We start from the raw sequence: 19,156 nt of genomic DNA on the forward strand, positions 1-19,156 counted from the left end.
CAGACTTTACAATGTATACATAGCAAGGAGGTTGATTTTTATGAATGTTCTTTGGGATTTAGATGGCACGATTCTGGATACTTGGCCTACTTTGGTTCAGGCTTTTATCGGCATTTCCGGCAAAGAACTCAAACCCGAGGAAGTTCTCTTGCCCCTTAAAAACGGGACAGCTTATCAAAGATTTGATGTTCCTCCTGAAAAAATTAAAGATTTTCGTAAATTGGAAGCAGCTATTAAGCATAATGAGAAGCCATTATTCCCATATGTAAGAGGTATATTAGAACGAAATAACGTAAACGTGCTCGTTACCCATCGAAACCGTCATTCCACAGAGGAGCTGTTGGAGTATTGGAATCTCACAGCCTATTTTGAAAAAGTGATCTGTCCGGAGTATGATGGTTTTTCCTTAAAGCCGCATCCGGAATCTTATGAATATCTTCACCGGCGTTATCATATTGATTTGGCCATTGGCGACCAGGATACAGATTTAATTCCTGCCAGACAAATCGGCATAAAAACCTGTGCGTTCCGCAATCCGAACCCTTATGCAGACTTCTCCATTGATTGTTATTCAAAATTTGAATTTGAGAATTAAAAAACCAGGGACTTCTCATTGAAGAAGTCCCTGGTTATATTCTGAGGGCAGGTTTAATTGGCCGATTTTCGAGTATTAATCCTGATAACTCTTTCTGTTTTTGAATCAAATTCAATATCAATATACAAACCGAACTCTTTGCCGCCATCCTCTATCCACAGCTTGAACTTTTCGATCTCTGTCGTCTGCCTCTTTTCTCTGCCAATATGCAAATAATCAAGGATTTTAGCCCTTGGGTATTTCTCTTTCGCTGTCTCCATAGCCAGTCTGCCCCATTTTGCATATGCTGGTTCCGGTCTCTCTGCATAGGCTTCTCCGGTCAATGCCCGTATGGGAATGTATTCTGTTACAAGCATTAATACCATAAGACTGATCATTAATTTCTTCATCTTAAACCTCTTTTCGGAAAGCTTCTAATCGCTATTGATGTTATTCATAGTTTCTTCCTTCATTCGTTCTTCCTCTTCTTCTACACAAATATAAGCAATTTGCTCTTCCATAAGATGGTGGAGAATATCTTTATCATCCGTACAGGAAACGTCTTTTCTTTTTTCCATTACTTCACTCCTCGCTTTCATTGTAGGTGGATTTACTGAATGAGTTTTTAATGGCTTCAGCTGACGCAGATAACACCTTTTTATCCAAAAATGCCAAATGAAAAACATACATTAATATTGACTTAATAATGAACAGCATAAATAGCTGCAGCTGTGAAAAACGGAGAAGCTTCCAAATCCCCATCTTTTTGAACCAAGTATAAAATGGGTAGGCAAAAAAAGCATCAACCACAGCATTCAAAAGAATATACATCAATGGCCTTCCATAAGTCAGTTTTAAAATCCAGATGGACCCTGCAAAAAATGGTCCTAAAACCAATGGAAATTCACCGCTGAGCTTTGAGTGCAAACGAGTTTTAATTGTCCACCATTTGTTCTTTTCAGCAATAATTCCTTCTATCAATACATATAACCCCATAAAGGTTGCTGCCGGATAAAATCGTTTAAAATCCTTCTTGCCTATAAATGGAACAGTCAGCCAGGAAAGGATAATAATAAGCACCAAAAACAGCTTCTTTTTCATCTTACCCCACCTTTTTTTAAAGGTTTTGTATTTAGAGGGAATTTATTCATCCTTTCTGCCTTGTCTAATGAACTTTTTTAGAAATTGGCTGAAAATCGTGTTTTGAAAGTTCCGATATGTGTAATAGATTAACAAGCATAGAAGGAGCTGATCTGCATGCTAACCATGTACAAGTGTAAAAACTTCAATAAAACCGGCAAAGTTCTGCTCCCCTGCAAGTGGCGCAGCCAATTTGGGCTTTTGCCGGGAAAACTGGCGGAATTACGCTTCGATCATGACCAAATTATTATTGAAAAAGCCAATTTGGATTCAACCCACAATAAAAGACTTATTTCTGACAACGGCTCCATCCATATCCCAAAAGAGCTTCAGCAGCTGCTGGAAATAACAGAGGAGGAAGAATATTGCCTTTATATTGATGAAGAAGATGAAAGTTTTATCCTTAAGATGATAACAGAAGACTAAAAAGCTGCCGCCAATTTCCCAGCAGCAGCTTTTAGCAGATATCTTTTCCCGTTAATTTCGTAAGTGCTATGCAAAACTTTTCCCATCCATTAGGAAAAGCCTGAATCCCCTGACTCTCAAAGATATTTTCCTTTGTAACCAGCTTTACGGACCATGTCACACTATCCAAAATTATTCCCGGATTTTTGTATTCCTCCTGCCACTTCCAAATTTTCAGCCGATATAATTCTTTCTTAAATTCTTCAATGCTCCCTGACACTGCCGGCAGCTCATTTCTTGATGAGAACGAACTTAAATGCCATTCAAAGTAAACAAAACGGCCGTTAATGAAATCCACTTCAATTTTGTACCATGGACCTGGATAGCCCCCGATACTTACACTTAAAAGAATTGGATCTTTATCGGGGTCAATCGTAACTATATTATTTTTAATATGAAAGAGCTCTCTTTTCCTGCTGATCACTGATTTTACATGTGATAATTCAACAGGTTTCGTGCTGGCTCTCTGATAATTATTTTGCCTGTTCATTTCATCCAGCAAAGAAGGGATTGATATAGCCCCCTTTTTCTCCAGGATGTCCAAAATATTCTCAAAAATGCTCATTGTGTGTTCCTCCATTGAAAAGCAGTGTGGATTTATGTACGAAAGAATGTTTTCTTCCTTAATATCCTTTTTTTCGCCTGTACAAACATTTTGAGGAACTATAGGGGATAGTGAATAAATGATGCCTGCTCATTGCACGCTATGAATCAGGAGGTGCAGCCATGGATCCACTAAAACCAGGAAGCCAAAAACTGCCGGATTTTAAAGAACTGGATGATCGAATGATTGCAAAACATACTTCTGGGCCGACACTGGTAATAAAGACCAATCTTGACCCGGATAATTCAACTGAAGATAATCCTTACTACAAGAATAAAACCGAAAACGATTCAGAAGACTTTCGAGAGTATTTTGAAGAATAAAAGGAAACCGGCAGGCTTGTGTGCCTGCCGGTTTCTCGTATTTAAAAATTGAAGTTGTCGGGGTCCGGACCTATTCGTCTATTTTCTTTTAAGCTGCTGATTTTGTCCATATCCTCTGAAGAAAGCTCAAAGTCAAATATATCAGCATTTTCAATGATGCGATGTTCTTTTACAGATTTGGGGATTGTCACAATTTCATTCTGCAGATCCCATCTTAAGATTACCTGTGCAATTGATTTGCCGTACTTTTGGCCAATTTCCTTCAATGCTGCATTTTCAAGAAGCTCTCCCTGTGCGAGCGGTGACCATGCTTCTATCTGAATGTCATGATTCCTGCAGAAGTCCCTAAGCTCAGACTGACTGAGTAAAGGGTGAAGCTCTACCTGATTGACCATTGGCTTTATCTCAGCATCCTTCAATAGATCTTCCAGATGATGAATATGGAAGTTGCTCACACCAATTGCCTTTACTCTCTTCTCTTTATATAGAGTTTCAAGGGCTTTCCATGTTTCTTTATATTTCCCTTTCACAGGCCAGTGAATCAGGTAAAGGTCGATATACTCAAGACCCAGCTTTTCAAGACTGGTTTCAAATGCATTGATTGTGGAATCATAGCCCTGGTCAGAATTCCAGACCTTCGTGGTAATAAAAAGCTCTTCCCGAGGTATGCCAGCTTCCTTAATTGCCTGGCCTACGCCCTCTTCATTCTGATAGACCGCTGCCGTATCAATGCTTTTATATCCTGCTTTAATAGCTGATTTAACTGACTGGACAACTTCGTCTCCGTTCTCAACCTTAAAAACACCCAGTCCCAGCCAAGGCATTTTGACACCGTTATGTAATGATGCAGCAGATTGTAAATTTTCCATTCTTTCACCTCTTTTATCAGATTGGGTACTGGATAATTTTCTCACATTTCTTTCGGTTAACAAAATTTTTTGCTTAAAAAAACATTGCCGTATGAGGGCAATGCTTGATAAATATATTTAGCCTCCGAAGAAAAAGTCCAGAACATTTCCGGCAGTGGAAGAGTTTTTATTATAAAATTCTGAATACCCGCAGTTTTTACAGTAAACGACCAGAAATCGGTTATGCTGAACATCAAACATTTTGGAAAGTCCAGTACCAGTCATGGCAACTTCTTTTTGGCCGGCGTCACTGCTTCCGCACTTGATACACCCTTTTCTTTCCATACCCTCACCCTTTCAAATGCTTTCTTAATATATACGTGCTAATCGAAACAAGGTTTCAATAAAATTTTACTGTGATTTATATCACATTTTATGTAAGGTAAGTACTATATACTTGTATTAAAATAATGGATTACGAGCAGGTGAAAAAACGTGCAAGAGTTTAAAACACTATTTGAAGAATTAGGCGGAACTGAAACTATAGACAAACTTGTTGAGGCGTTTTATCCGCGTGTGTATGCAGATCCCGTTTTAAGTCCCCTATTTGAAGGAGACATAGAGGAAATTAAGCGAAAACAAAAAATGTTTCTAACCCAATTTCTTGGAGGACCGCCACTTTACAGCCAGGAGTTCGGTCCGCCGGCTATGAAGCAAAGACATCTTCCATTTGAAATTACCTCATTAAGAGCGCAAAGATGGCTTGCCTGTATGAAGGAGGCCTTTAAGGCGGCTGGTCTTGAACAAAATCCTGCTTCTGTCCTTTTCTATGATCGATTAATGCAGGTTGCAGCAATTATGGTAAACAGTCCAGAATGAAAAAAGGACCTTCCGTCCGGAAGGTCCCACATTTATTAAAGTGATTCAAAATATTCTTTTGCATGCTCTGCTGACTGGAACATTTTTACTTTTGTCACTTCTTTTTCATCATATGCAACACCTAAAAATCCATCAGCAAGCTGAAGAATATCTGCTGATGAGGTATTTTCATCTTCAACGACTACTGTTTCTTTCATTTCCAGCTGGCCCTTTTCAGACCATGACTGTACTTCCGCAGAGTAGGTATCTATATTCATACCCTCATCAATGCGTTCATCCAGCTCGGCAATTGAGAGTGGCTTTTTTTCCCCTTCGGTGTTAGTAGCTTCATTATATTCCTGGCTGCTGTTTTCTTTCTTTGCGGCTTCATCTTTTTTCTCTTCTCCCCCGCTGCAGGCTGTCAGCATCATGCATGCGGTAAAAGCAAGCATCCATTTACACATTCAGTTTCATCTCCTTCTTTATTTTGTAAGCTAGTATTCTATTACCCCAATTTTCCAGCAGGCACTCATAAAAAAGAAGCATTCCTTAGGAAAGAATGCTTCATCCTTATTTATTTCTGAGTTCTTCCCTATTAAGGGATTGAGGCGGTTTTTCCAGCCAGCCGTTGTCGATCATCAATTTTGCTCCATCGTCAGCAAAATTACCGGCCTTGATCATCATTTTAGCATATTGGATAGCCAGGTCTTTTCGGACACTTGCGCCGATGGCTATTCCGAAGTCCATTACCCCTACCGCTGTTATACTTGAAATGAGAAACATCATTAATTTATCCGAAAAAGGTGCCTTCGTAGAGTCTGTAATCGACCCATCCCATGTGCTTGGATAGGATACATCGTCATTTTTTAACACGTTGAGGAAATATTCAACATGCTCCAGGCTCATGTCATAGCCTTTTTTGAAGTAATTGCTTATCATTTTTTCCTGAGCTACCTGGCTGAAAGCTAAAAGCATGGTTTTGGCAATATTCGAGAGCTCAATATTCGTGCCCAGGTGGGCAATTTCGATGGCCAGCAGCTGACGCTTCTTTCCAATAATTCCACCAAGGAATTGATGGTCTGAAACATACTTTACTTTCTTAGGATATTCAATATAGGGTGATCGAATGAAGAAGCCCTTTTCCTGCATAGCTTCAGACGCCATATCAAATAATTTTTCGGTTTGTTCATAGTATTTTTTAAACATGCTGCGCACGTCTTCTCTAGCGGAGACTGATTTAGCAAGTGAGTAGGCATTCAATCCGGTTCTTCCTAAATGATGCATGAATCTTAGATAGGTTATGTCTGAGAATAATTTAGGAGCGTCAATGTACAGGTCTTCCTCATTAAATCCATCAGGTAAGGGAAATTCCTCCATCTTAAAGAGTGAGGCAATTTCGTCTATGTGATCCTTCGCGATAGTTAGCGCGTAGTTCAATACCGGCAGGACATCCGGGTCTTCATTTGTTTTAATGTAGTGCTTTATACAACAGACTGCTGCTGTATCTGCTATATAGGTATTCCAAAGCATGGCCATTTCGGACGATATTAATTTAGGAATACTGCTGCCGTTCATAAACTCACCAGCCATTTAGGAAAATTATATTTATATACTATAAACTTTATAATAGCCGTTTAATTATAAAGTTATTCAAAAATATGGAAATGGTTTTCCGGTATTAATTTCTATATATGAAAAGCTTTTTTTGTATAAAGTGCTGTTCTTTACCTTTCAATATTATGTGTATTGGAGCAGATTGTTTGAAGAAGAGGCGTCTTTCATGTGGATTGAATCAACTTTTTCAGATTTTCGCTATATATAAGGTGTCTCCCTCCTAAATAAAATGTGTATGTATATTCGAGGATCTCCTGCCTTCCTCTGCAATCAATCAGAAAAAGAACCAGCCGTAAGGCCAGTTCTCTTAGTTTAATTTAACTTCAGTTCTCCTGCTTTTTGGAAAGCATCTGTATGATAGGCATTAATTTTTCCAGGAGATATGCTATAAATGTAGTCACCGATATAAATAAGCCTTTCGATTGCATTTTCCCATTCTTCATAGATTGTTTCTTCTGTCTGATGGGTAATTTTACTTTGGAGCTCGATCCCGTTCTCGACAGTAATTTTGTATATTAACGCACCCTGGAAGTCAAATGTGGATTCAAACTGGCTGCCTTTTTTATTTTGATAGATCGAAATGGGGAGTCCATATAGATTTTTCTTTTTATCCACAAGCAGCGCTTTGTGATCGTAATTTAAAGGGGAATAGGAACCGCGTCCCCCGATGATTTCGTTATCTTTTTCGACAGGATTACTAGTATCACTTACATCGAATAAAGAGATTTTAATACCGTCCGTGGTAATTACAGGCTGGCCGCCAGCTGCTTTTCCTCCGGCAATTTTTGTATCATGTCCAAAGCCTATGAGATGGTTTTCATCCAGGGGGTGCAGGTAATTGCTGAAGCCCGGAATTTTTAATTCTCCGAGAATAGAAGGTTTTTCCGGATTTGAGCCATCAATAACAAAGAGAGGATCGGTTTCCTTGAATGTCACCATATAAATCCGCTCATTCATAAATCTTGCAGAATAAATTCTCTCCCCTTTTGCCAGGTCTTCAAGCTGGCCGATCTGTTTTAAATTCTTATCCAAAATGTAAAGGCTATTGGATGAAGGGTTTCTGCCATCCCAGGCTTCCCCTTTAGTTGTTACGACCCTGAAGTTTCCTTTATATTCATCCATTGAAAACTGATTTAAAACGGTTCCTTTTATTTCCGCAGAAGTCTGGAATTCTACCTTTCCGTCTTTTAGATTGAACTTATATATGCTCGTATCCGGATGCGGCATCTTTCTGTCTGCAATCTCTTCATTGTAATGGGTGGCTGCTAAATATAGATTATGTTTGGACATATAAAATTCATTTCCGCTGCCTAAATAGCTAGAGACAGATAATGGCTCCCTGTTGGCTCTTACATTCATCACAGCTATATTAATATAATTTGCTTGATGGGAATCGGGAAAATATTTTATCTTATTGTAATCTACAAACTGCTCTTCCATGCTTTGGGCAGTATCATAGTAGCGGGGGCGCAGGTCTGCATTTTTATGTTTCTCCAATATCCAATATTCGGGATAATAGCTTGTAATTAAATATACTTTTCCATCCATTAGCCTCGAAGCAAGCAGGCTGCCCTCAACCTCTGCCTCTCTGATTTGTTTTGGCTTTTGTTTATTTTCGATATTATAAACAATTGTTTTGGTGGATTGGTATGCAGGTGCAATCATTTTTTCTGAAGGCACATTTCTAATGTGTTTTCGAACATCTTTATAACTGTGGCCCATAACGATTAATTGATTGTCTTCAATAAATAACTGAAAGGGAGTAAAATCCTCACTGAAGGTTAACTGAGATTCCATTTCCATTTTATCTGCCGGAACAGCTTTGATAATCTGAACTTTATTTTCGGAGATTTTGTAGATGTGGGTTCCGTCTGTTTTTAGTAAATCGGCTTCATCGATACCTGAAACCTGCACATTTGTTCCCGAATAATCTGTCCCTGCGGACTCTGCTGAACTCTTTGCACTGCTATCCTCACTTATTGCCACTTCCCTGTCTAATAGGAAAGTCCTTTCTTCTTTAAGCATTTTTGAAAAAAACCTGTTCAATTCATCTTTTGAACCGATTGCCGGCAATGTATTTATTACTTTAAAGGCTGTTTTTACTGATCCATTTAGATTTTGTCCTCTCTTTGTTTTAATATGATTTGTGATGACCAATGTATAATGCGGTGAATGAAGGTTATATCCTTCATCAGGCGGCTGAACTTCTATGGATTTAAGATTGTTTTTGAGTAAAATTTTTACCTTCTCTTTTTCTCCCTCGTCATTCAGAACATAAACTGAAGCACTGCTAACACTTTCTGGATCAAGTTCCTTTGAAAACGTTACCTCCCATACTTTATTGGATAAAACAATTAATTCTTCCTTACTTTCTGCCAAAGAACTGACTATTGTTAATCTGTTAAAGAAAGGAAACGACGTCAGGATTAGTAATGTTATTGTGATGCCGCCAAACAGAAGCCATTTATTTTTCATAATTGACACCCCTTTTTAAGTAAGTTGACGCGTTGCCTTTTCCAATAGTTACAAATTTTTCAAGAAAAACTTTTCCGAAATGAATGAATTATCTTGATGATAAGGGTAAAATTTTATTTATTACAATTAAGGAAGAAGGTTTTCATGGTTGCTGGATGAGAGAAACAAAATGAACGGTTTTCTATTGCTGATATTAGCGAATATGATATGGGGAGGTAATTTTGTTATAGGGAGAATGGGTGTCGATTATTTCCCGCCTGTTTTCTTTTCCCTTATGCGCTGGATCATTGCCTTTCTGGTGTTAACCCCTTTTATGATAAAGCAGCTTAAGCATGATTTGGCTATTTTAAAAAAACATAAGCGAATCCTGCTGCTTTTAGCTGTGACGGGTGTTGCCGGCTACAATACGATCATCTATTTTGCACTGCAGTACACCACCTCGATTAATGCGTCGGTGGTCAATAGTACAAGCCCCTTATGTATCGCGCTGCTGGCTGTATTTATTTTAAGAGAAAAGCTTCTGGCACATCAGGCAGCCGGAATCATCCTGTCCGTCTTTGGCATTTTATTTGTCATTTCAAAGGGGTCAATTGATGTGTTTCTTTCATGGAAAATAAATGACGGTGATTTTTACGTTTTGGCAGCGGTTTTTCTGTGGGCATTGTATTCTGTGATCGGCAAAAAATATGCAGACATCTTGCCTTTGCTGTCGGCTTTTTATGTAACCGTATTTCTTGGTATTTTACTTTTGGCACCTATAAGCATGTTTGAATACATTTGGATGGAAGCGGCAAAACCAGTCTTCACTCTTTCCTCCATAGGAATCTTGCTGTATGTTGGGTTTTTAGCTTCCATTATGGCTTTTCTATCGTGGAATTTTGGAGTTCGAATAATCGGAGCGGCTAAAGCAGGGGTATTTCTGAATCTTCTTCCTGTTTTTGCAATTATCTTCGCGCTGGGGTTTACACAGGAAAAATTGTATTTTTATCAGGTAATTGGCGGTGGAATTGTGATTATCGGCGTAGTCCTATCTTCCAGGAAGTCTTTTCGGTTAAAGAATCATTCACAAAAAAATAATTTTTCAGCATAAAAACTCCCCCTCAGCTCCTGGCTTGGGGGAGTTCCATATATATTACCAATCCTGGGTACGTTCTAATAAATGATCAATTTCCACCTGTCTGATCATATGGCCAAGATCTTCTTCGGCAATTTCCGATGTGGCTTCCAATAGCTGATCAATATCCATTTGCACCAATCTCATAACCAGACCCTCCAATATAGCAATCTATGATTTCTTTCCTGATATACTATTCGCTGTTCAGTTGACAGGTATGGGGGCAGTTGAGAAATATTATTAATTATAAATACCCGGCTTTACGGGATATCAATCATTTAGACAAAAAGTAATTGAATGATTGTTCATTTTTCTCACGCCTCAGCTGGCAGGATAATAGTATATAGTGAGTTTTAAAAAATCTTAAAAGGGTATAGAGTCATAAAATACATTGCTGCTTGAAGGTGTCTATTATGAAATCTAACTTTAGTGATTTTGAAAAGCTATTGGAATCTGCCCTTGATAAAGGGCAAACTGATACAGAAATGACCATCCATCAACTGCTTGATGATATAAAGAGTCAGCTTGAACCTATAATCAATAAAAAGGAAATCGGCTAATAAGCCGATTTCCTTTATTTTGCTGTGAACATTTGTGTCCAATAAGATCCGTCCTCTGTATAACCTACGCCAATATGTGTAAAGCTGCCGTTTAAAATATTTTTCCGATGCCCTTCACTTTCCATCCATGCTTGAACCACTTGTTCGGGACTCTGCTGTCCCATCGCAATGTTTTCACCGGCGGTGCTATAGTTTACCCCAAAATCCCTCATCATATCAAATGGTGAACCATAAGTAGGACTTGTATGGGAAAAGTAATTTTTCTGCTGCATATCGTTTGATTTCGCCTGTGCAACACCGCTTAGGGGTTTATCTGCCTTTAAAGCTTTTAGGCCATTCTTCTCCCGTTCTGCATTGGTTAATTGAATTACTTTTGATTCAAAATTGTTTACCTCATCATTTTGAGCTGCTGGTGCCTGTTCATTTTGTCCTTGAGGAGCCTGTCCGGTCCCTTCCTGTGTGGGGGGTTCTCCAGGTGCCTGAGGCTGCTGGCCCTCTTGGTTAAATGGCTGTGCAGGTTGATCCCCAGCCGGTCCGCCTTGTATTCCTTCATTTTGCTGATTGCCTTCTCCAAACTGAATGAGTGGCATTCCGCCATCTTCTGTTACTTGACTATGAGGAAATTCCCCGCTTGGAGTGGAAGTACTGTAAGAGTTCTGGTCAATTGTGAGGTACCCATTATTTACTTTTTGCAGTTCAAGCGGAGCTGTTCCCCGTCTTTCCCTATCCACATTCACATTATTAGGCTGGCTAATTTCTTGAAGGTCATCCCCGGTTAACTCCCCTGTATCCATTCCCTGCTGCGAATTATTACATGCTGCAAGAGTTAGAATCAGGAAAGCACCAATAAAGAAACTTTTCTTTAATAGCATGGTCTTATTCTCCTTTAAAAAGTGTTAGTTTTACTTTTTTATCATACGGATTAAGACCTAAAGTATAGGTGGAAAATTAGAGAAATCTTCAAGAGCCACATTAAAAGCTTTTGCATAGATTATTTTTAAAAATGACAAGGAGGAAACAGCTTTGAGGCAATATATCATTACAGGCATGAATGGTGCGCATTACTACGGATATCCGCAGATCCAATATGGGCCCTGGTGGCAGGCTATCCATCAGGGATACCCCTTTCACAGTGTTTGGCATCAGAGTCATTTGCACACCGGACATTACATTGTTGTTACTCAGCAGGGATATTATTAAATCAAGTTTCGTTAAGCTTTGTGGTTATCAGATCAAGGCAGTCTAATGGATGGGTCTTCTCCTTGTTTTCATCTTCGGGTCAGCACTCCTGATTTGAGTAAAAAAAATACAAATGGTTCTCTTGCCCCCCTGCTCCAATTATCACGTGTGCAGAAATAAAAAAACGCATGCCGGAAGACATGCGTTTGTCATATTAAACAGTTTGTGCTGCTGTTTTTTGAATGGCTGTTATTGCTTGTTCAAGCTGGTTTCTGTTCACATCATAGTGAGTAACGAAACGCACATAACTAGGTCCAAAAGTTCCAGATAGAACTCCTTGGGCTTTTAATTTTTCAACAAATTCCGATGAATTCATCTTAAGGTTTTTTACATCGGCCACAAGGATATTTGTATCTACCTGATTTACGATTTCAATCCCATTGATTTGGCCTAGTTGCTGTGCAAGATATTGGGCATTTTCATGGTCCTCAGCCAAACGTTCTCTCATTTGTGTTAAAGCAATAATTCCGGGAGCCGCTATGATGCCAGCCTGCCTTAGTCCCCCGCCAAGTCTTTTGCGCCATTTTCTCGCGGCTGTTATAAAATCTCTGTTTCCTGCCAGTATGGATCCGACCGGAGCACCCAGCCCTTTGGATAGGCATACCTGGACAGTGTCGCAATGCTTTGCTAATTCAGAAGCCGGGAGGTTCAGTGCTGCAGCGGCATTGAATAATCGTGCTCCATCTATATGTACGGGAATGTCATTGGAATTTGCGATACGATGAATATCTTTCATATTATCAATGGGAATCACGGCACCGCCTGCTCGATTATGGGTATTTTCAAGGCAAATTAAGCCAGTTTCAGGAAAATGCTGATCCTCTCCCCTGATGGCAAACTCCAAGTCAGCGGGATTCATGGCCCCTCTTGTCCCGTTTAACGTTCTGGTCTGTACACCGGCGAATGCAGATGGAGCTCCGCTTTCATAGTAAAATATATGGCTTTCTGCCTCGAGGATTATTTCATTGCCAGGACGGCAATGTGTTAATATGGCAATCTGGTTTCCTTGTGTTCCGCTTGTTACGAAAAGTGCCGCTTCTTTTCCAAGCACTTCAGCAGCTTTTTCCTCCAGTATATTTATTGAAGGGTCCTCTCCATAAACATCATCTCCAACTTCAGCTTCATAAGCCGCTTTTCTCATTGCTTCAGTCGGCTTTGTGACTGTATCGCTTCTTAAATCAATCATGTCCTCACCCTGTCTCTATCTAATTTTACTTTATGTTACTGCAGTATTCTGTATTTTTCAATAAATAAGAAAGAGCACTTACAGGCTTTTAATCAAAATCATTTTCCTGTTATGAAAAATCCTTTTCTGTCCGAAGAGTCACCTTTTTTGTATATCTTCCTTTATTATTGAAGGCTCTTTTCTTTTCGTATTAATTTTTGTTTTCTGCTTATAGTGTTGTCCGTTGTTGGCCGCTAAGGATGCTCCTTTTCCGCGAGGCTTGCGCCTAAGGCTCCTCGGCGCTGCGCGTCTGCGGGGCCTCACCTGGCCCGCTACCCCCGCTCTAATTATCTCAGTAAATATAATACAAATAGCAACAAAATATACGAAAACAGCCATGGTGAAAATTTCATAAAAAAAGTTCAAAAGTTGTTCAAAAGTTCGATAATGCAGCAGAACCGTTGTTATATTGCTATTTATAGAAAATAAAAAGCGGTTCAAAGTTCTTACATATATTTCCTTTTGATATTTGTCACAACTTTTCACATTTGCTTATGTTAATATCATTTACACAGTGATAACTAAGTTAAATAAAGGTTTCAGGGATGTGCAATTTTGCCAGCAATATATTTTTTTGACATCTTTGTGAAATTGCGCACATTATTTGTGAATTATTTAACAATAGTTTTGTTTAAAGGAGATGAAACATCAGATGAAAAAAATGCTGCTCTCTTTAACAGCTATATTGCCGATGCTTTTGCTCAGCGGCTGTAATATGGTTGTTTTTGAACCGCAGGGTCCTGTAGCCAGAAGCATTACTGAATTAATTAACTGGTCCCTGATCTGGATGCTTCTTGTTGTTGCAGTCGTATTTGGATTATTCGGCTACATTGTTTGGAAATACCGTGAAAAACCTGAGAATAAGGATTATGAACCACCCGAGGAGCATGGGAGTACACTCCTTGAAATTATCTGGACCGGGATTCCGATCTTAATCGTCATTGCGTTAACGATCCCGACCGTTAAAACCCTTTATGCGCTGGAAGAAACACCAAAGGGCTATGAAGAAAAAGAGCCTATTACCATACATGTTACATCTGCTGACTGGAAATGGATTTTCAGTTATCCCGAAGAAGGCATTGAGACAGTGAACTATGTCAATATTCCCGAAGATAGGCCAGTACTCTTCAAAATGACTTCCGCAAGTACCATGCAATCTTTTTGGGTGCCTGCACTTGGCGGACAGAAGTACACCATGCCGAAGATGGAAACAGAATTGTATCTTGTTGCAGATAACCCTGGATCATACGAAGGCCAGAACACGAACTTTAACGGCCGCGGATATGCGGATATGAAATTTGAAGTGCTTGCCCAAACACAGGAAGATTTTGACCAATGGGTTGAAGATGTTAAGGATACAGCACCTAAATTGACAGAGAAAGAGTATGAAGGACTGCTGAAGCCTACTCATTTAGGAAGACTGACATATTCAAATACTCATTTAGAATGGGTAAATCATGCTGATCCTCACTCTAAGGCTTATACAAACCCTGAACTTTACAGAGGCCATGGATACCAGGGCAAGACATTTGAAGAAGACGATAATTACAAAAATGAGAACCCGAATGTAATTGAAGGTCATGGCAAAGACAGCGGCCATGATGACAGTGAAGAAAACCATGGAGGTGGCCATAGTGGGCATTAAATGGGATGAGTTTTTTATTACCGGAGATCCCCTTATACTAGGTTCCCAGATTGCCATTTTGCTGACAATGATTGGTGCAGTGGCAGGGATTACCTATTTGAAAAAATGGAAGTATCTGTGGACAGAATGGCTGACTACTGTTGATCATAAAAAAATAGGTATTATGTATATCATCTCCGCGGTATTAATGTTTTTCCGCGGCGGGATGGACGGCCTGCTGATGAAAGCTCAGACTGCGCGGCCTGAAATGGAATTTTTGAATTCCCAGCACTATAATGAAATCTTTACAACACACGGCGTTATCATGATTCTCTTCATGGCTATGCCGTTCTTGATTGGATTAATGAACGTTGTCATTCCGCTGCAGATTGGTGCACGTGACGTTGCCTTTCCACAGCTGAATGCTCTAAGCTTCTGGCTGTTTTTCAGCGGAGCTATGTTATTCAATATTTCCTTTGTCATTGGAGGATCGCCTGATGCAGGCTGGACTTCCTACTTCCCTCTTGCAGGCAAGGAGTTCAGTCCGGGAATCGGCAATAACTTTTACGCCGTCGCCCTGCAGATTGCCGGTATCGGTACATTAATGACAGGTATAAACTTTATCGTTACGATACTGAAAATGAGAACAAAAGGCATGACACTGATGAAAATGCCGATGTTCACGTGGACTACTTTTGTTACATCAATTCTGATTGTGGCTGCGTTCCCTATTTTCACAGTCGCATTGGCATTGATGACATTCGACCGTCTGTATGGAACACATTTCTTCACGGTATCCGGCGGAGGCATGGATATGCTTTGGGCTAACCTGTTCTGGCTATGGGGCCATCCAGAGGTATATATTGTTGCCCTTCCTGCTTTCGGGATTTTTTCAGAGGTTATTGCGACCTTCTCAAGAAAATCATTGTTTGGCTACAAGTCAATGGTATTTTCCATCCTTGGAATTGCGCTTCTAAGTATGGTTGTATGGGTCCACCATTTCTATACAATGGGATCAGGACCTGCGGTTAACTCATTCTTCTCCATCACGACAATGGCAATAGCCATACCGACCGGAGTTAAGATGTTCAACTGGCTGTTTACGATGCGGAAAGGCCGCATTAAAATTACTTCTGCCATGCTTTGGGCACTTGCATTTGTCCCATGCTTCGTTATCGGCGGGGTTACCGGTGTCATGCTGGCAATGGGTGCAGCAGATTACCAGTATCACAATACATTATTCCTTGTTGCCCACTTCCACTATGTATTAATTCCGGGTGTAGTATTTGCGGTATTCGCCGGTCTTTACTACTGGTGGCCAAAAATGTTCGGCTTCATGCTGAATGAAAGAATCGGCAAATGGCATTTCTGGCTGTTTGTAATCGGCTTTAACGTAACATTCATGCCTATGTTCTTCCTTGGTTTAAACGGAGCTGTAAGACGTGCATACACGTACTCTGCCGAGTCTGGTTTTGCACCTCTATTCATGCTTTCAGCCATTGGTTCAATCGTTCTGGCAGCCGGATTCGCGGTATTCTGCTACAACATTTACTGGAGCATCCGCTATGCAGACAGAAATATTTCAAGCGACCCATGGGATGCTAGAACATTAGAATGGTCTACTGCATCGCCTGTTCAATTCTATAACTTTGCTAAACTGCCGGAAGTCAAATCCCTTGATCCATTCTGGCACATGAAGAAAAAGAATGAAGGCTTAACGTTATATGACAGTGAAATTGAAGAGATTCATATGCCAAGCAATTCTTGGCTGCCGATTTATATGGGTGTCATCTTTGGCATCGCAGGCTTCCTCCTTGTATTTGAATGGCACATTGGTGCAGCAGTCGCTGCGATCGGCATTTTCGCCGGTTTAATCATCCGTTCATTCGATTACAATGAAGGCTTCCATGTTAAAAAAGATGAAATCCATCGAATTGAAAATGCGTGGAGAAAAACAGAAGGAGAGGTGCACGATCATGTCAGCTAAAGTGGATACTTCCCTGCCCCTTGAATATCAGACTGAGCAGGACCGCATGAATATTCTCGGCTTCTGGGTTTTCCTTGGCGCTGAAATCGTTCTATTTGCCACTCTGTTCGGAGTATACGGTGTATTATATGAACGCTTTGCTGGAGGACCAACACATAAGGATATCTTTGTCATCAAGGATGTCATGATTCAGACAGTCCTCCTTTTAACAAGCAGCTTTACAATGGGCATCGCCATTTTTGAAATGCGCCGCCATAACCTGAAAGGGCTAATCACCTGGCTGGTGATTACCCTTGCTCTTGGCGCAGGCTTCCTGTTCATGGAAATCAATGAATTTGTCCATTATGCCCATGAAGGCGCAACGATGCAAACTAGTGCGTTCCTTTCGAGCTTATTCGTTTTGCTTGGAACACACGGTGCCCACGTTACATTGGGTATTGGCTGGGCTACTATGGTTATTATCCAGCTTTTAAAAAGAGGCCTTACCCCTACTACAGCAAGAAAAACGTTTATTATCGGCCTTTACTGGCATTTCCTTGATGTAGTCTGGATCTTTATCTTCACATTTGTTTATCTGAAAGGACTGGTGGCTTAAATGGAACATCATCAATCAAAAAGCTTCCCGATAAGCCATGTCATTGGATTTATTGTTTCTCTTGTGCTGACTTTTGCAGCAGCAGGAATTGCTTTATATACAAACCTCTCTTTTAAAGTGATTATGTGGATCATTGGCTCCCTGGCTGTCGTTCAGGCAGGAATGCAGCTGTTCATGTTCATGCACTTAAGAGAAGGTGAAGACGGCAAGACAAACTTAGTCAATATGATTTATGCGGTATTTATGGTTATTGTTATTGTAGTGGGTTCTATCTGGGTCTTAACTTCTGGACACGCTGCACATTAAATCAGCACATGCCCATCCTCCCAAAGCACCTTTACCTCGAGGGTGCAGGCGCTGGAGCAAGACAGTACAAAAAAACCGGTCTCCCCGTTGGAGGCCGGTTTTATTTGTATTGTCTGATTCCCTTGCTTCCCTTTGTCATTTCTTCCATCACATTGATAAAAAACCCGAATCCGAACAGCAGCATAGACGAAACCATAATACTTAAACCGATGGATAATACATACTCACCAGTGATACCGCTTACAAAAAAGCTTGAAATAAAAACAATAAATCCTATTACAATACCTGCTGCTGTACTATTTCGGAAAAAATGCAAAACGCGCTGCTGTTGAATTGTCATATTTTCATCCCCTTTTATTTAATATTCTAACTATGTTCACAAATTTGTCAAACTTTTTGTCACGAATTTGTCAAAATTATTTTTCAATAAAAAACGCCCTGCATAGGCTGCAGAGCGTTTTTCTACTGATATAGGTTTTTAATGTTCTCCAAATCTTCCTTTAGACTGCAAATTTCCTGACGGGTCAGCATAAGCGGCATTTGATCGTAAAGTGTAATTATTTGCCCTCCCTCATCTTCTTCATGAAGGGTAAGATAATTATACAGAGTTTCACATTGATGTTTGTTGAGGACCGACTGGGTATTGAAGCTTTTTACTTTTTGAATCTCAAAAGCACTGGTTTCCGCATCAAATACGCCAGTTATGATATTTCCCTGCAAAGTATTGGACAAGGTCTTCACTCCCCTTTTTTGAGTAATATACCCATTATTCAGAAGCAATTTCCTAATATATCAAAAAAACTTTGGAAATATCATTTAATTATAATTATATTCTGCAGCATAGTAATCAGATTTACTTTTTACCTAAAGTAAACCCTTCAAATAGCCTCCCGCCAAAGGGTTCAAGCACTTTATCAATCAGGATAACTATCTTTTCAATGTTATTTGTTTTATAAAACGAATCAAATGCTTCAACGAATTCGTCTGCAAGTTCTTTGTCGTGGTGAACTAATGAACGAACAAGCCATTTAGATGATCCAATCCATTTACGATTACTGCGAAGTATGAACTCACCCACTAACTCCCCGAGTTTACTTGCAATAAAAATTCCTTCTCCTCTGTTTTGGCATCCGATTAAATCATCTAGTGCATCTGTGATGAAATATCTCTTCAAATCGATGGTTTTTTTGATCATGCTTTTGGTCCTTGTTCCAGCAGTTCTTTCGCTTCTTTCTTTATGCCTGCTATAAGACCTGTATCTTTTAGTATCTTCCCTTCACTAACCATTCTTGGCATAGAAGGTTTTGCTTCTTTACAATCACTTTCAAAAAAGAAACGATAAGACGTTAAATTATGTACAAATAGTTCAATATTCCAGCCAAACTCAATGACCGATTCACGATAAGAAGAAACTAAATTATCATCAAAAATGACAAGATCTAAATCAGATGTTTCAGTTGCTTGTCCACGAACAACACTCCCAGCCAATAAAGCTCCCTGACAATTTGGAAAATGTCTTTCAACAAATTGGACGGCAGCTTCTATTGGTTCAGGTCTTTTTTTCATTTTATTTACTCCCTTATAAAGAATCTCACTCACAAACTA

The 19,156-nt window shown here is 39.8% G+C and carries 27 protein-coding genes; 11 read left to right on the forward strand and 16 right to left on the reverse strand.

Going from position 1 to position 19,156, the window contains the following annotated elements; genetic code table 11:
• Nucleotides 1-40: 40 nt before the first annotated feature.
• The gene (locus tag AC6CHU_RS19100; protein WP_251283030.1) at nt 41-595 is read left to right on the forward strand and encodes an HAD hydrolase-like protein; all 555 of its coding nucleotides are present in this window, start codon (nt 41-43) and stop codon (nt 593-595) included.
• A 53-nt stretch (nt 596-648) separates the two neighbouring features.
• Here AC6CHU_RS19100 and AC6CHU_RS19105 read toward each other — a convergent pair whose 3' ends face one another.
• The 3 genes from AC6CHU_RS19105 to AC6CHU_RS19115 are packed head-to-tail and all read right to left on the reverse strand — an operon-like array spanning nt 649 to nt 1,675.
• On the reverse strand, nt 649-984 hold the full coding sequence (locus AC6CHU_RS19105; RefSeq protein ID WP_159868281.1) for a DUF3889 domain-containing protein: 336 nt from the start codon (nt 982-984) through the stop codon (nt 649-651).
• Nucleotides 985-1,008: 24 nt separating this feature from the next.
• Nucleotides 1,009-1,152, reverse strand: a complete 144-nt coding sequence (locus AC6CHU_RS19110; protein WP_201306580.1) for a hypothetical protein — start codon at nt 1,150-1,152, stop codon at nt 1,009-1,011.
• Between the two features lie 4 nt (nt 1,153-1,156).
• On the reverse strand, nt 1,157-1,675 hold the full coding sequence (locus AC6CHU_RS19115; protein WP_159868278.1) for a hypothetical protein: 519 nt from the start codon (nt 1,673-1,675) through the stop codon (nt 1,157-1,159).
• Between the two features lie 165 nt (nt 1,676-1,840).
• On the opposite strand from AC6CHU_RS19115, the gene AC6CHU_RS19120 reads away from it, so the two are divergent.
• On the forward strand, nt 1,841-2,140 hold the full coding sequence (locus tag AC6CHU_RS19120; RefSeq protein ID WP_498122600.1) for a hypothetical protein: 300 nt from the start codon (nt 1,841-1,843) through the stop codon (nt 2,138-2,140).
• Between the two features lie 31 nt (nt 2,141-2,171).
• On the opposite strand, the gene AC6CHU_RS19125 is transcribed toward AC6CHU_RS19120, so the two are convergent.
• Nucleotides 2,172-2,744: a hypothetical protein gene (locus AC6CHU_RS19125; RefSeq protein ID WP_159868272.1), complete on the reverse strand. Its 573-nt coding sequence runs from the start codon at nt 2,742-2,744 to the stop codon at nt 2,172-2,174.
• Nucleotides 2,745-2,905: 161 nt separating this feature from the next.
• Here AC6CHU_RS19125 and AC6CHU_RS19130 point away from each other — a divergent pair, with 161 nt between their 5' ends.
• Complete coding sequence (locus tag AC6CHU_RS19130) at nt 2,906-3,106, forward strand: hypothetical protein (protein ID WP_159868269.1); 201 nt, start codon at nt 2,906-2,908, stop codon at nt 3,104-3,106.
• A 41-nt stretch (nt 3,107-3,147) separates the two neighbouring features.
• Here the strand turns inward: AC6CHU_RS19130 and AC6CHU_RS19135 are convergent, their stop codons facing one another.
• Together AC6CHU_RS19135 and AC6CHU_RS19140 are read right to left on the reverse strand one after the other, a co-directional pair.
• A complete protein-coding gene (locus AC6CHU_RS19135) occupies nt 3,148-3,975 on the reverse strand; it encodes an aldo/keto reductase (protein ID WP_498122601.1) in 828 nt (275 codons plus the stop codon).
• A gap of 117 nt (nt 3,976-4,092) precedes the next feature.
• Entirely contained in the window at nt 4,093-4,299 is a 207-nt protein-coding gene (locus AC6CHU_RS19140) for a zinc ribbon domain-containing protein (RefSeq protein ID WP_159868263.1), read from the reverse strand.
• A gap of 150 nt (nt 4,300-4,449) precedes the next feature.
• Between AC6CHU_RS19140 and AC6CHU_RS19145 the strand changes: the two genes are divergently transcribed.
• Nucleotides 4,450-4,833, forward strand: a complete 384-nt coding sequence (locus tag AC6CHU_RS19145) for a globin domain-containing protein (protein WP_498122602.1) — start codon at nt 4,450-4,452, stop codon at nt 4,831-4,833.
• Nucleotides 4,834-4,868: 35 nt separating this feature from the next.
• Here the strand turns inward: AC6CHU_RS19145 and AC6CHU_RS19150 are convergent, their stop codons facing one another.
• From AC6CHU_RS19150 to AC6CHU_RS19160, 3 genes are all read right to left on the reverse strand, one after another.
• A complete protein-coding gene (locus tag AC6CHU_RS19150; RefSeq protein WP_159868257.1) occupies nt 4,869-5,276 on the reverse strand; it encodes a hypothetical protein in 408 nt (135 codons plus the stop codon).
• 106 nt (nt 5,277-5,382) lie between these two features.
• Complete coding sequence (locus AC6CHU_RS19155; RefSeq protein ID WP_498122603.1) at nt 5,383-6,387, reverse strand: DUF3231 family protein; 1,005 nt, start codon at nt 6,385-6,387, stop codon at nt 5,383-5,385.
• A 351-nt stretch (nt 6,388-6,738) separates the two neighbouring features.
• Entirely contained in the window at nt 6,739-8,901 is a 2,163-nt protein-coding gene (locus tag AC6CHU_RS19160; RefSeq protein WP_498122604.1) for a beta-propeller domain-containing protein, read from the reverse strand.
• 169 nt (nt 8,902-9,070) lie between these two features.
• Here AC6CHU_RS19160 and AC6CHU_RS19165 point away from each other — a divergent pair, with 169 nt between their 5' ends.
• Nucleotides 9,071-9,991: a DMT family transporter gene (locus tag AC6CHU_RS19165; protein WP_498122605.1), complete on the forward strand. Its 921-nt coding sequence runs from the start codon at nt 9,071-9,073 to the stop codon at nt 9,989-9,991.
• A gap of 42 nt (nt 9,992-10,033) precedes the next feature.
• Here the strand turns inward: AC6CHU_RS19165 and AC6CHU_RS19170 are convergent, their stop codons facing one another.
• Entirely contained in the window at nt 10,034-10,162 is a 129-nt protein-coding gene (locus AC6CHU_RS19170) for a hypothetical protein (RefSeq protein WP_268891677.1), read from the reverse strand.
• Nucleotides 10,163-10,428: 266 nt separating this feature from the next.
• On the opposite strand from AC6CHU_RS19170, the gene AC6CHU_RS19175 reads away from it, so the two are divergent.
• On the forward strand, nt 10,429-10,575 hold the full coding sequence (locus AC6CHU_RS19175; protein ID WP_201306579.1) for a YwzD family small protein: 147 nt from the start codon (nt 10,429-10,431) through the stop codon (nt 10,573-10,575).
• Nucleotides 10,576-10,589: 14 nt separating this feature from the next.
• Here AC6CHU_RS19175 and AC6CHU_RS19180 read toward each other — a convergent pair whose 3' ends face one another.
• Nucleotides 10,590-11,447 (reverse strand): CAP domain-containing protein, encoded by an 858-nt coding sequence (locus AC6CHU_RS19180; protein ID WP_498122606.1) that lies wholly within the window; start codon nt 11,445-11,447, stop codon nt 10,590-10,592.
• A gap of 151 nt (nt 11,448-11,598) precedes the next feature.
• Here AC6CHU_RS19180 and AC6CHU_RS19185 point away from each other — a divergent pair, with 151 nt between their 5' ends.
• Nucleotides 11,599-11,775 (forward strand): hypothetical protein, encoded by a 177-nt coding sequence (locus AC6CHU_RS19185; RefSeq protein ID WP_159868243.1) that lies wholly within the window; start codon nt 11,599-11,601, stop codon nt 11,773-11,775.
• A 193-nt stretch (nt 11,776-11,968) separates the two neighbouring features.
• On the opposite strand, the gene ltaE is transcribed toward AC6CHU_RS19185, so the two are convergent.
• Nucleotides 11,969-13,000, reverse strand: coding sequence for a low-specificity L-threonine aldolase (gene ltaE, locus AC6CHU_RS19190; protein ID WP_498122607.1), 1,032 nt, complete (start codon nt 12,998-13,000; stop codon nt 11,969-11,971).
• A 691-nt stretch (nt 13,001-13,691) separates the two neighbouring features.
• Between ltaE and qoxA the strand changes: the two genes are divergently transcribed.
• From qoxA to qoxD, 4 genes are read left to right on the forward strand one after another with little or no spacing between them, the layout of a single operon-like run.
• A complete protein-coding gene (gene qoxA, locus AC6CHU_RS19195; RefSeq protein ID WP_159868237.1) occupies nt 13,692-14,684 on the forward strand; it encodes a cytochrome aa3 quinol oxidase subunit II in 993 nt (330 codons plus the stop codon).
• Entirely contained in the window at nt 14,674-16,650 is a 1,977-nt protein-coding gene (gene qoxB / locus AC6CHU_RS19200) for a cytochrome aa3 quinol oxidase subunit I (protein ID WP_159868234.1), read from the forward strand. Before qoxA ends, qoxB begins: the two co-directional genes overlap by 11 nt.
• Nucleotides 16,640-17,245 (forward strand): cytochrome aa3 quinol oxidase subunit III, encoded by a 606-nt coding sequence (gene qoxC / locus AC6CHU_RS19205; RefSeq protein WP_076262280.1) that lies wholly within the window; start codon nt 16,640-16,642, stop codon nt 17,243-17,245. The genes qoxB and qoxC overlap by 11 nt, the downstream gene beginning before the upstream one ends.
• Nucleotides 17,246-17,551 (forward strand): cytochrome aa3 quinol oxidase subunit IV, encoded by a 306-nt coding sequence (qoxD, locus tag AC6CHU_RS19210; RefSeq protein WP_159868231.1) that lies wholly within the window; start codon nt 17,246-17,248, stop codon nt 17,549-17,551. It abuts the gene before it with no gap.
• A 100-nt stretch (nt 17,552-17,651) separates the two neighbouring features.
• Here qoxD and AC6CHU_RS19215 read toward each other — a convergent pair whose 3' ends face one another.
• The 4 genes from AC6CHU_RS19215 to AC6CHU_RS19230 form a co-directional block, all read right to left on the reverse strand.
• Nucleotides 17,652-17,891: a hypothetical protein gene (locus AC6CHU_RS19215; protein WP_159868228.1), complete on the reverse strand. Its 240-nt coding sequence runs from the start codon at nt 17,889-17,891 to the stop codon at nt 17,652-17,654.
• 122 nt (nt 17,892-18,013) lie between these two features.
• Complete coding sequence (locus tag AC6CHU_RS19220; RefSeq protein ID WP_159868225.1) at nt 18,014-18,283, reverse strand: hypothetical protein; 270 nt, start codon at nt 18,281-18,283, stop codon at nt 18,014-18,016.
• A gap of 121 nt (nt 18,284-18,404) precedes the next feature.
• A complete protein-coding gene (locus tag AC6CHU_RS19225) occupies nt 18,405-18,746 on the reverse strand; it encodes a nucleotidyltransferase (protein WP_498122608.1) in 342 nt (113 codons plus the stop codon).
• Entirely contained in the window at nt 18,743-19,117 is a 375-nt protein-coding gene (locus tag AC6CHU_RS19230) for a nucleotidyltransferase domain-containing protein (RefSeq protein WP_311315882.1), read from the reverse strand. Before AC6CHU_RS19230 ends, AC6CHU_RS19225 begins: the two co-directional genes overlap by 4 nt.
• Nucleotides 19,118-19,156 lie beyond the last annotated feature (39 nt).

The sequence above is a fragment of the Cytobacillus sp. GQ23 genome (assembly GCF_059758675.1).

Bases quoted from the DNA above. Each gene is read 5' to 3' on its own strand.
- AC6CHU_RS19100 (WP_251283030.1), top strand. From the start codon at position 41: ATGAATGTTCTTTGGGATTTAGATGGCACGATTCTGGATACTTGGCCT.
- AC6CHU_RS19105 (WP_159868281.1), bottom strand. From the start codon at position 984: ATGAAGAAATTAATGATCAGTCTTATGGTATTAATGCTTGTAACAGAA.
- AC6CHU_RS19110 (WP_201306580.1), bottom strand. From the start codon at position 1,152: ATGGAAAAAAGAAAAGACGTTTCCTGTACGGATGATAAAGATATTCTC.
- AC6CHU_RS19115 (WP_159868278.1), bottom strand. From the start codon at position 1,675: ATGAAAAAGAAGCTGTTTTTGGTGCTTATTATTATCCTTTCCTGGCTG.
- AC6CHU_RS19120 (WP_498122600.1), top strand. From the start codon at position 1,841: ATGTACAAGTGTAAAAACTTCAATAAAACCGGCAAAGTTCTGCTCCCC.
- AC6CHU_RS19125 (WP_159868272.1), bottom strand. From the start codon at position 2,744: ATGAGCATTTTTGAGAATATTTTGGACATCCTGGAGAAAAAGGGGGCT.
- AC6CHU_RS19130 (WP_159868269.1), top strand. From the start codon at position 2,906: ATGGATCCACTAAAACCAGGAAGCCAAAAACTGCCGGATTTTAAAGAA.
- AC6CHU_RS19135 (WP_498122601.1), bottom strand. From the start codon at position 3,975: ATGGAAAATTTACAATCTGCTGCATCATTACATAACGGTGTCAAAATG.
- AC6CHU_RS19140 (WP_159868263.1), bottom strand. From the start codon at position 4,299: ATGGAAAGAAAAGGGTGTATCAAGTGCGGAAGCAGTGACGCCGGCCAA.
- AC6CHU_RS19150 (WP_159868257.1), bottom strand. From the start codon at position 5,276: ATGTGTAAATGGATGCTTGCTTTTACCGCATGCATGATGCTGACAGCC.
- AC6CHU_RS19155 (WP_498122603.1), bottom strand. From the start codon at position 6,387: ATGAACGGCAGCAGTATTCCTAAATTAATATCGTCCGAAATGGCCATG.
- AC6CHU_RS19160 (WP_498122604.1), bottom strand. From the start codon at position 8,901: ATGAAAAATAAATGGCTTCTGTTTGGCGGCATCACAATAACATTACTA.
- AC6CHU_RS19165 (WP_498122605.1), top strand. From the start codon at position 9,071: ATGAACGGTTTTCTATTGCTGATATTAGCGAATATGATATGGGGAGGT.
- AC6CHU_RS19170 (WP_268891677.1), bottom strand. From the start codon at position 10,162: ATGAGATTGGTGCAAATGGATATTGATCAGCTATTGGAAGCCACATCG.
- AC6CHU_RS19175 (WP_201306579.1), top strand. From the start codon at position 10,429: ATGAAATCTAACTTTAGTGATTTTGAAAAGCTATTGGAATCTGCCCTT.
- AC6CHU_RS19180 (WP_498122606.1), bottom strand. From the start codon at position 11,447: ATGCTATTAAAGAAAAGTTTCTTTATTGGTGCTTTCCTGATTCTAACT.
- ltaE (WP_498122607.1), bottom strand. From the start codon at position 13,000: ATGATTGATTTAAGAAGCGATACAGTCACAAAGCCGACTGAAGCAATG.
- qoxA (WP_159868237.1), top strand. From the start codon at position 13,692: ATGAAAAAAATGCTGCTCTCTTTAACAGCTATATTGCCGATGCTTTTG.
- qoxC (WP_076262280.1), top strand. From the start codon at position 16,640: ATGTCAGCTAAAGTGGATACTTCCCTGCCCCTTGAATATCAGACTGAG.
- qoxD (WP_159868231.1), top strand. From the start codon at position 17,246: ATGGAACATCATCAATCAAAAAGCTTCCCGATAAGCCATGTCATTGGA.
- AC6CHU_RS19215 (WP_159868228.1), bottom strand. From the start codon at position 17,891: ATGACAATTCAACAGCAGCGCGTTTTGCATTTTTTCCGAAATAGTACA.
- AC6CHU_RS19225 (WP_498122608.1), bottom strand. From the start codon at position 18,746: ATGATCAAAAAAACCATCGATTTGAAGAGATATTTCATCACAGATGCA.
- AC6CHU_RS19230 (WP_311315882.1), bottom strand. From the start codon at position 19,117: ATGAAAAAAAGACCTGAACCAATAGAAGCTGCCGTCCAATTTGTTGAA.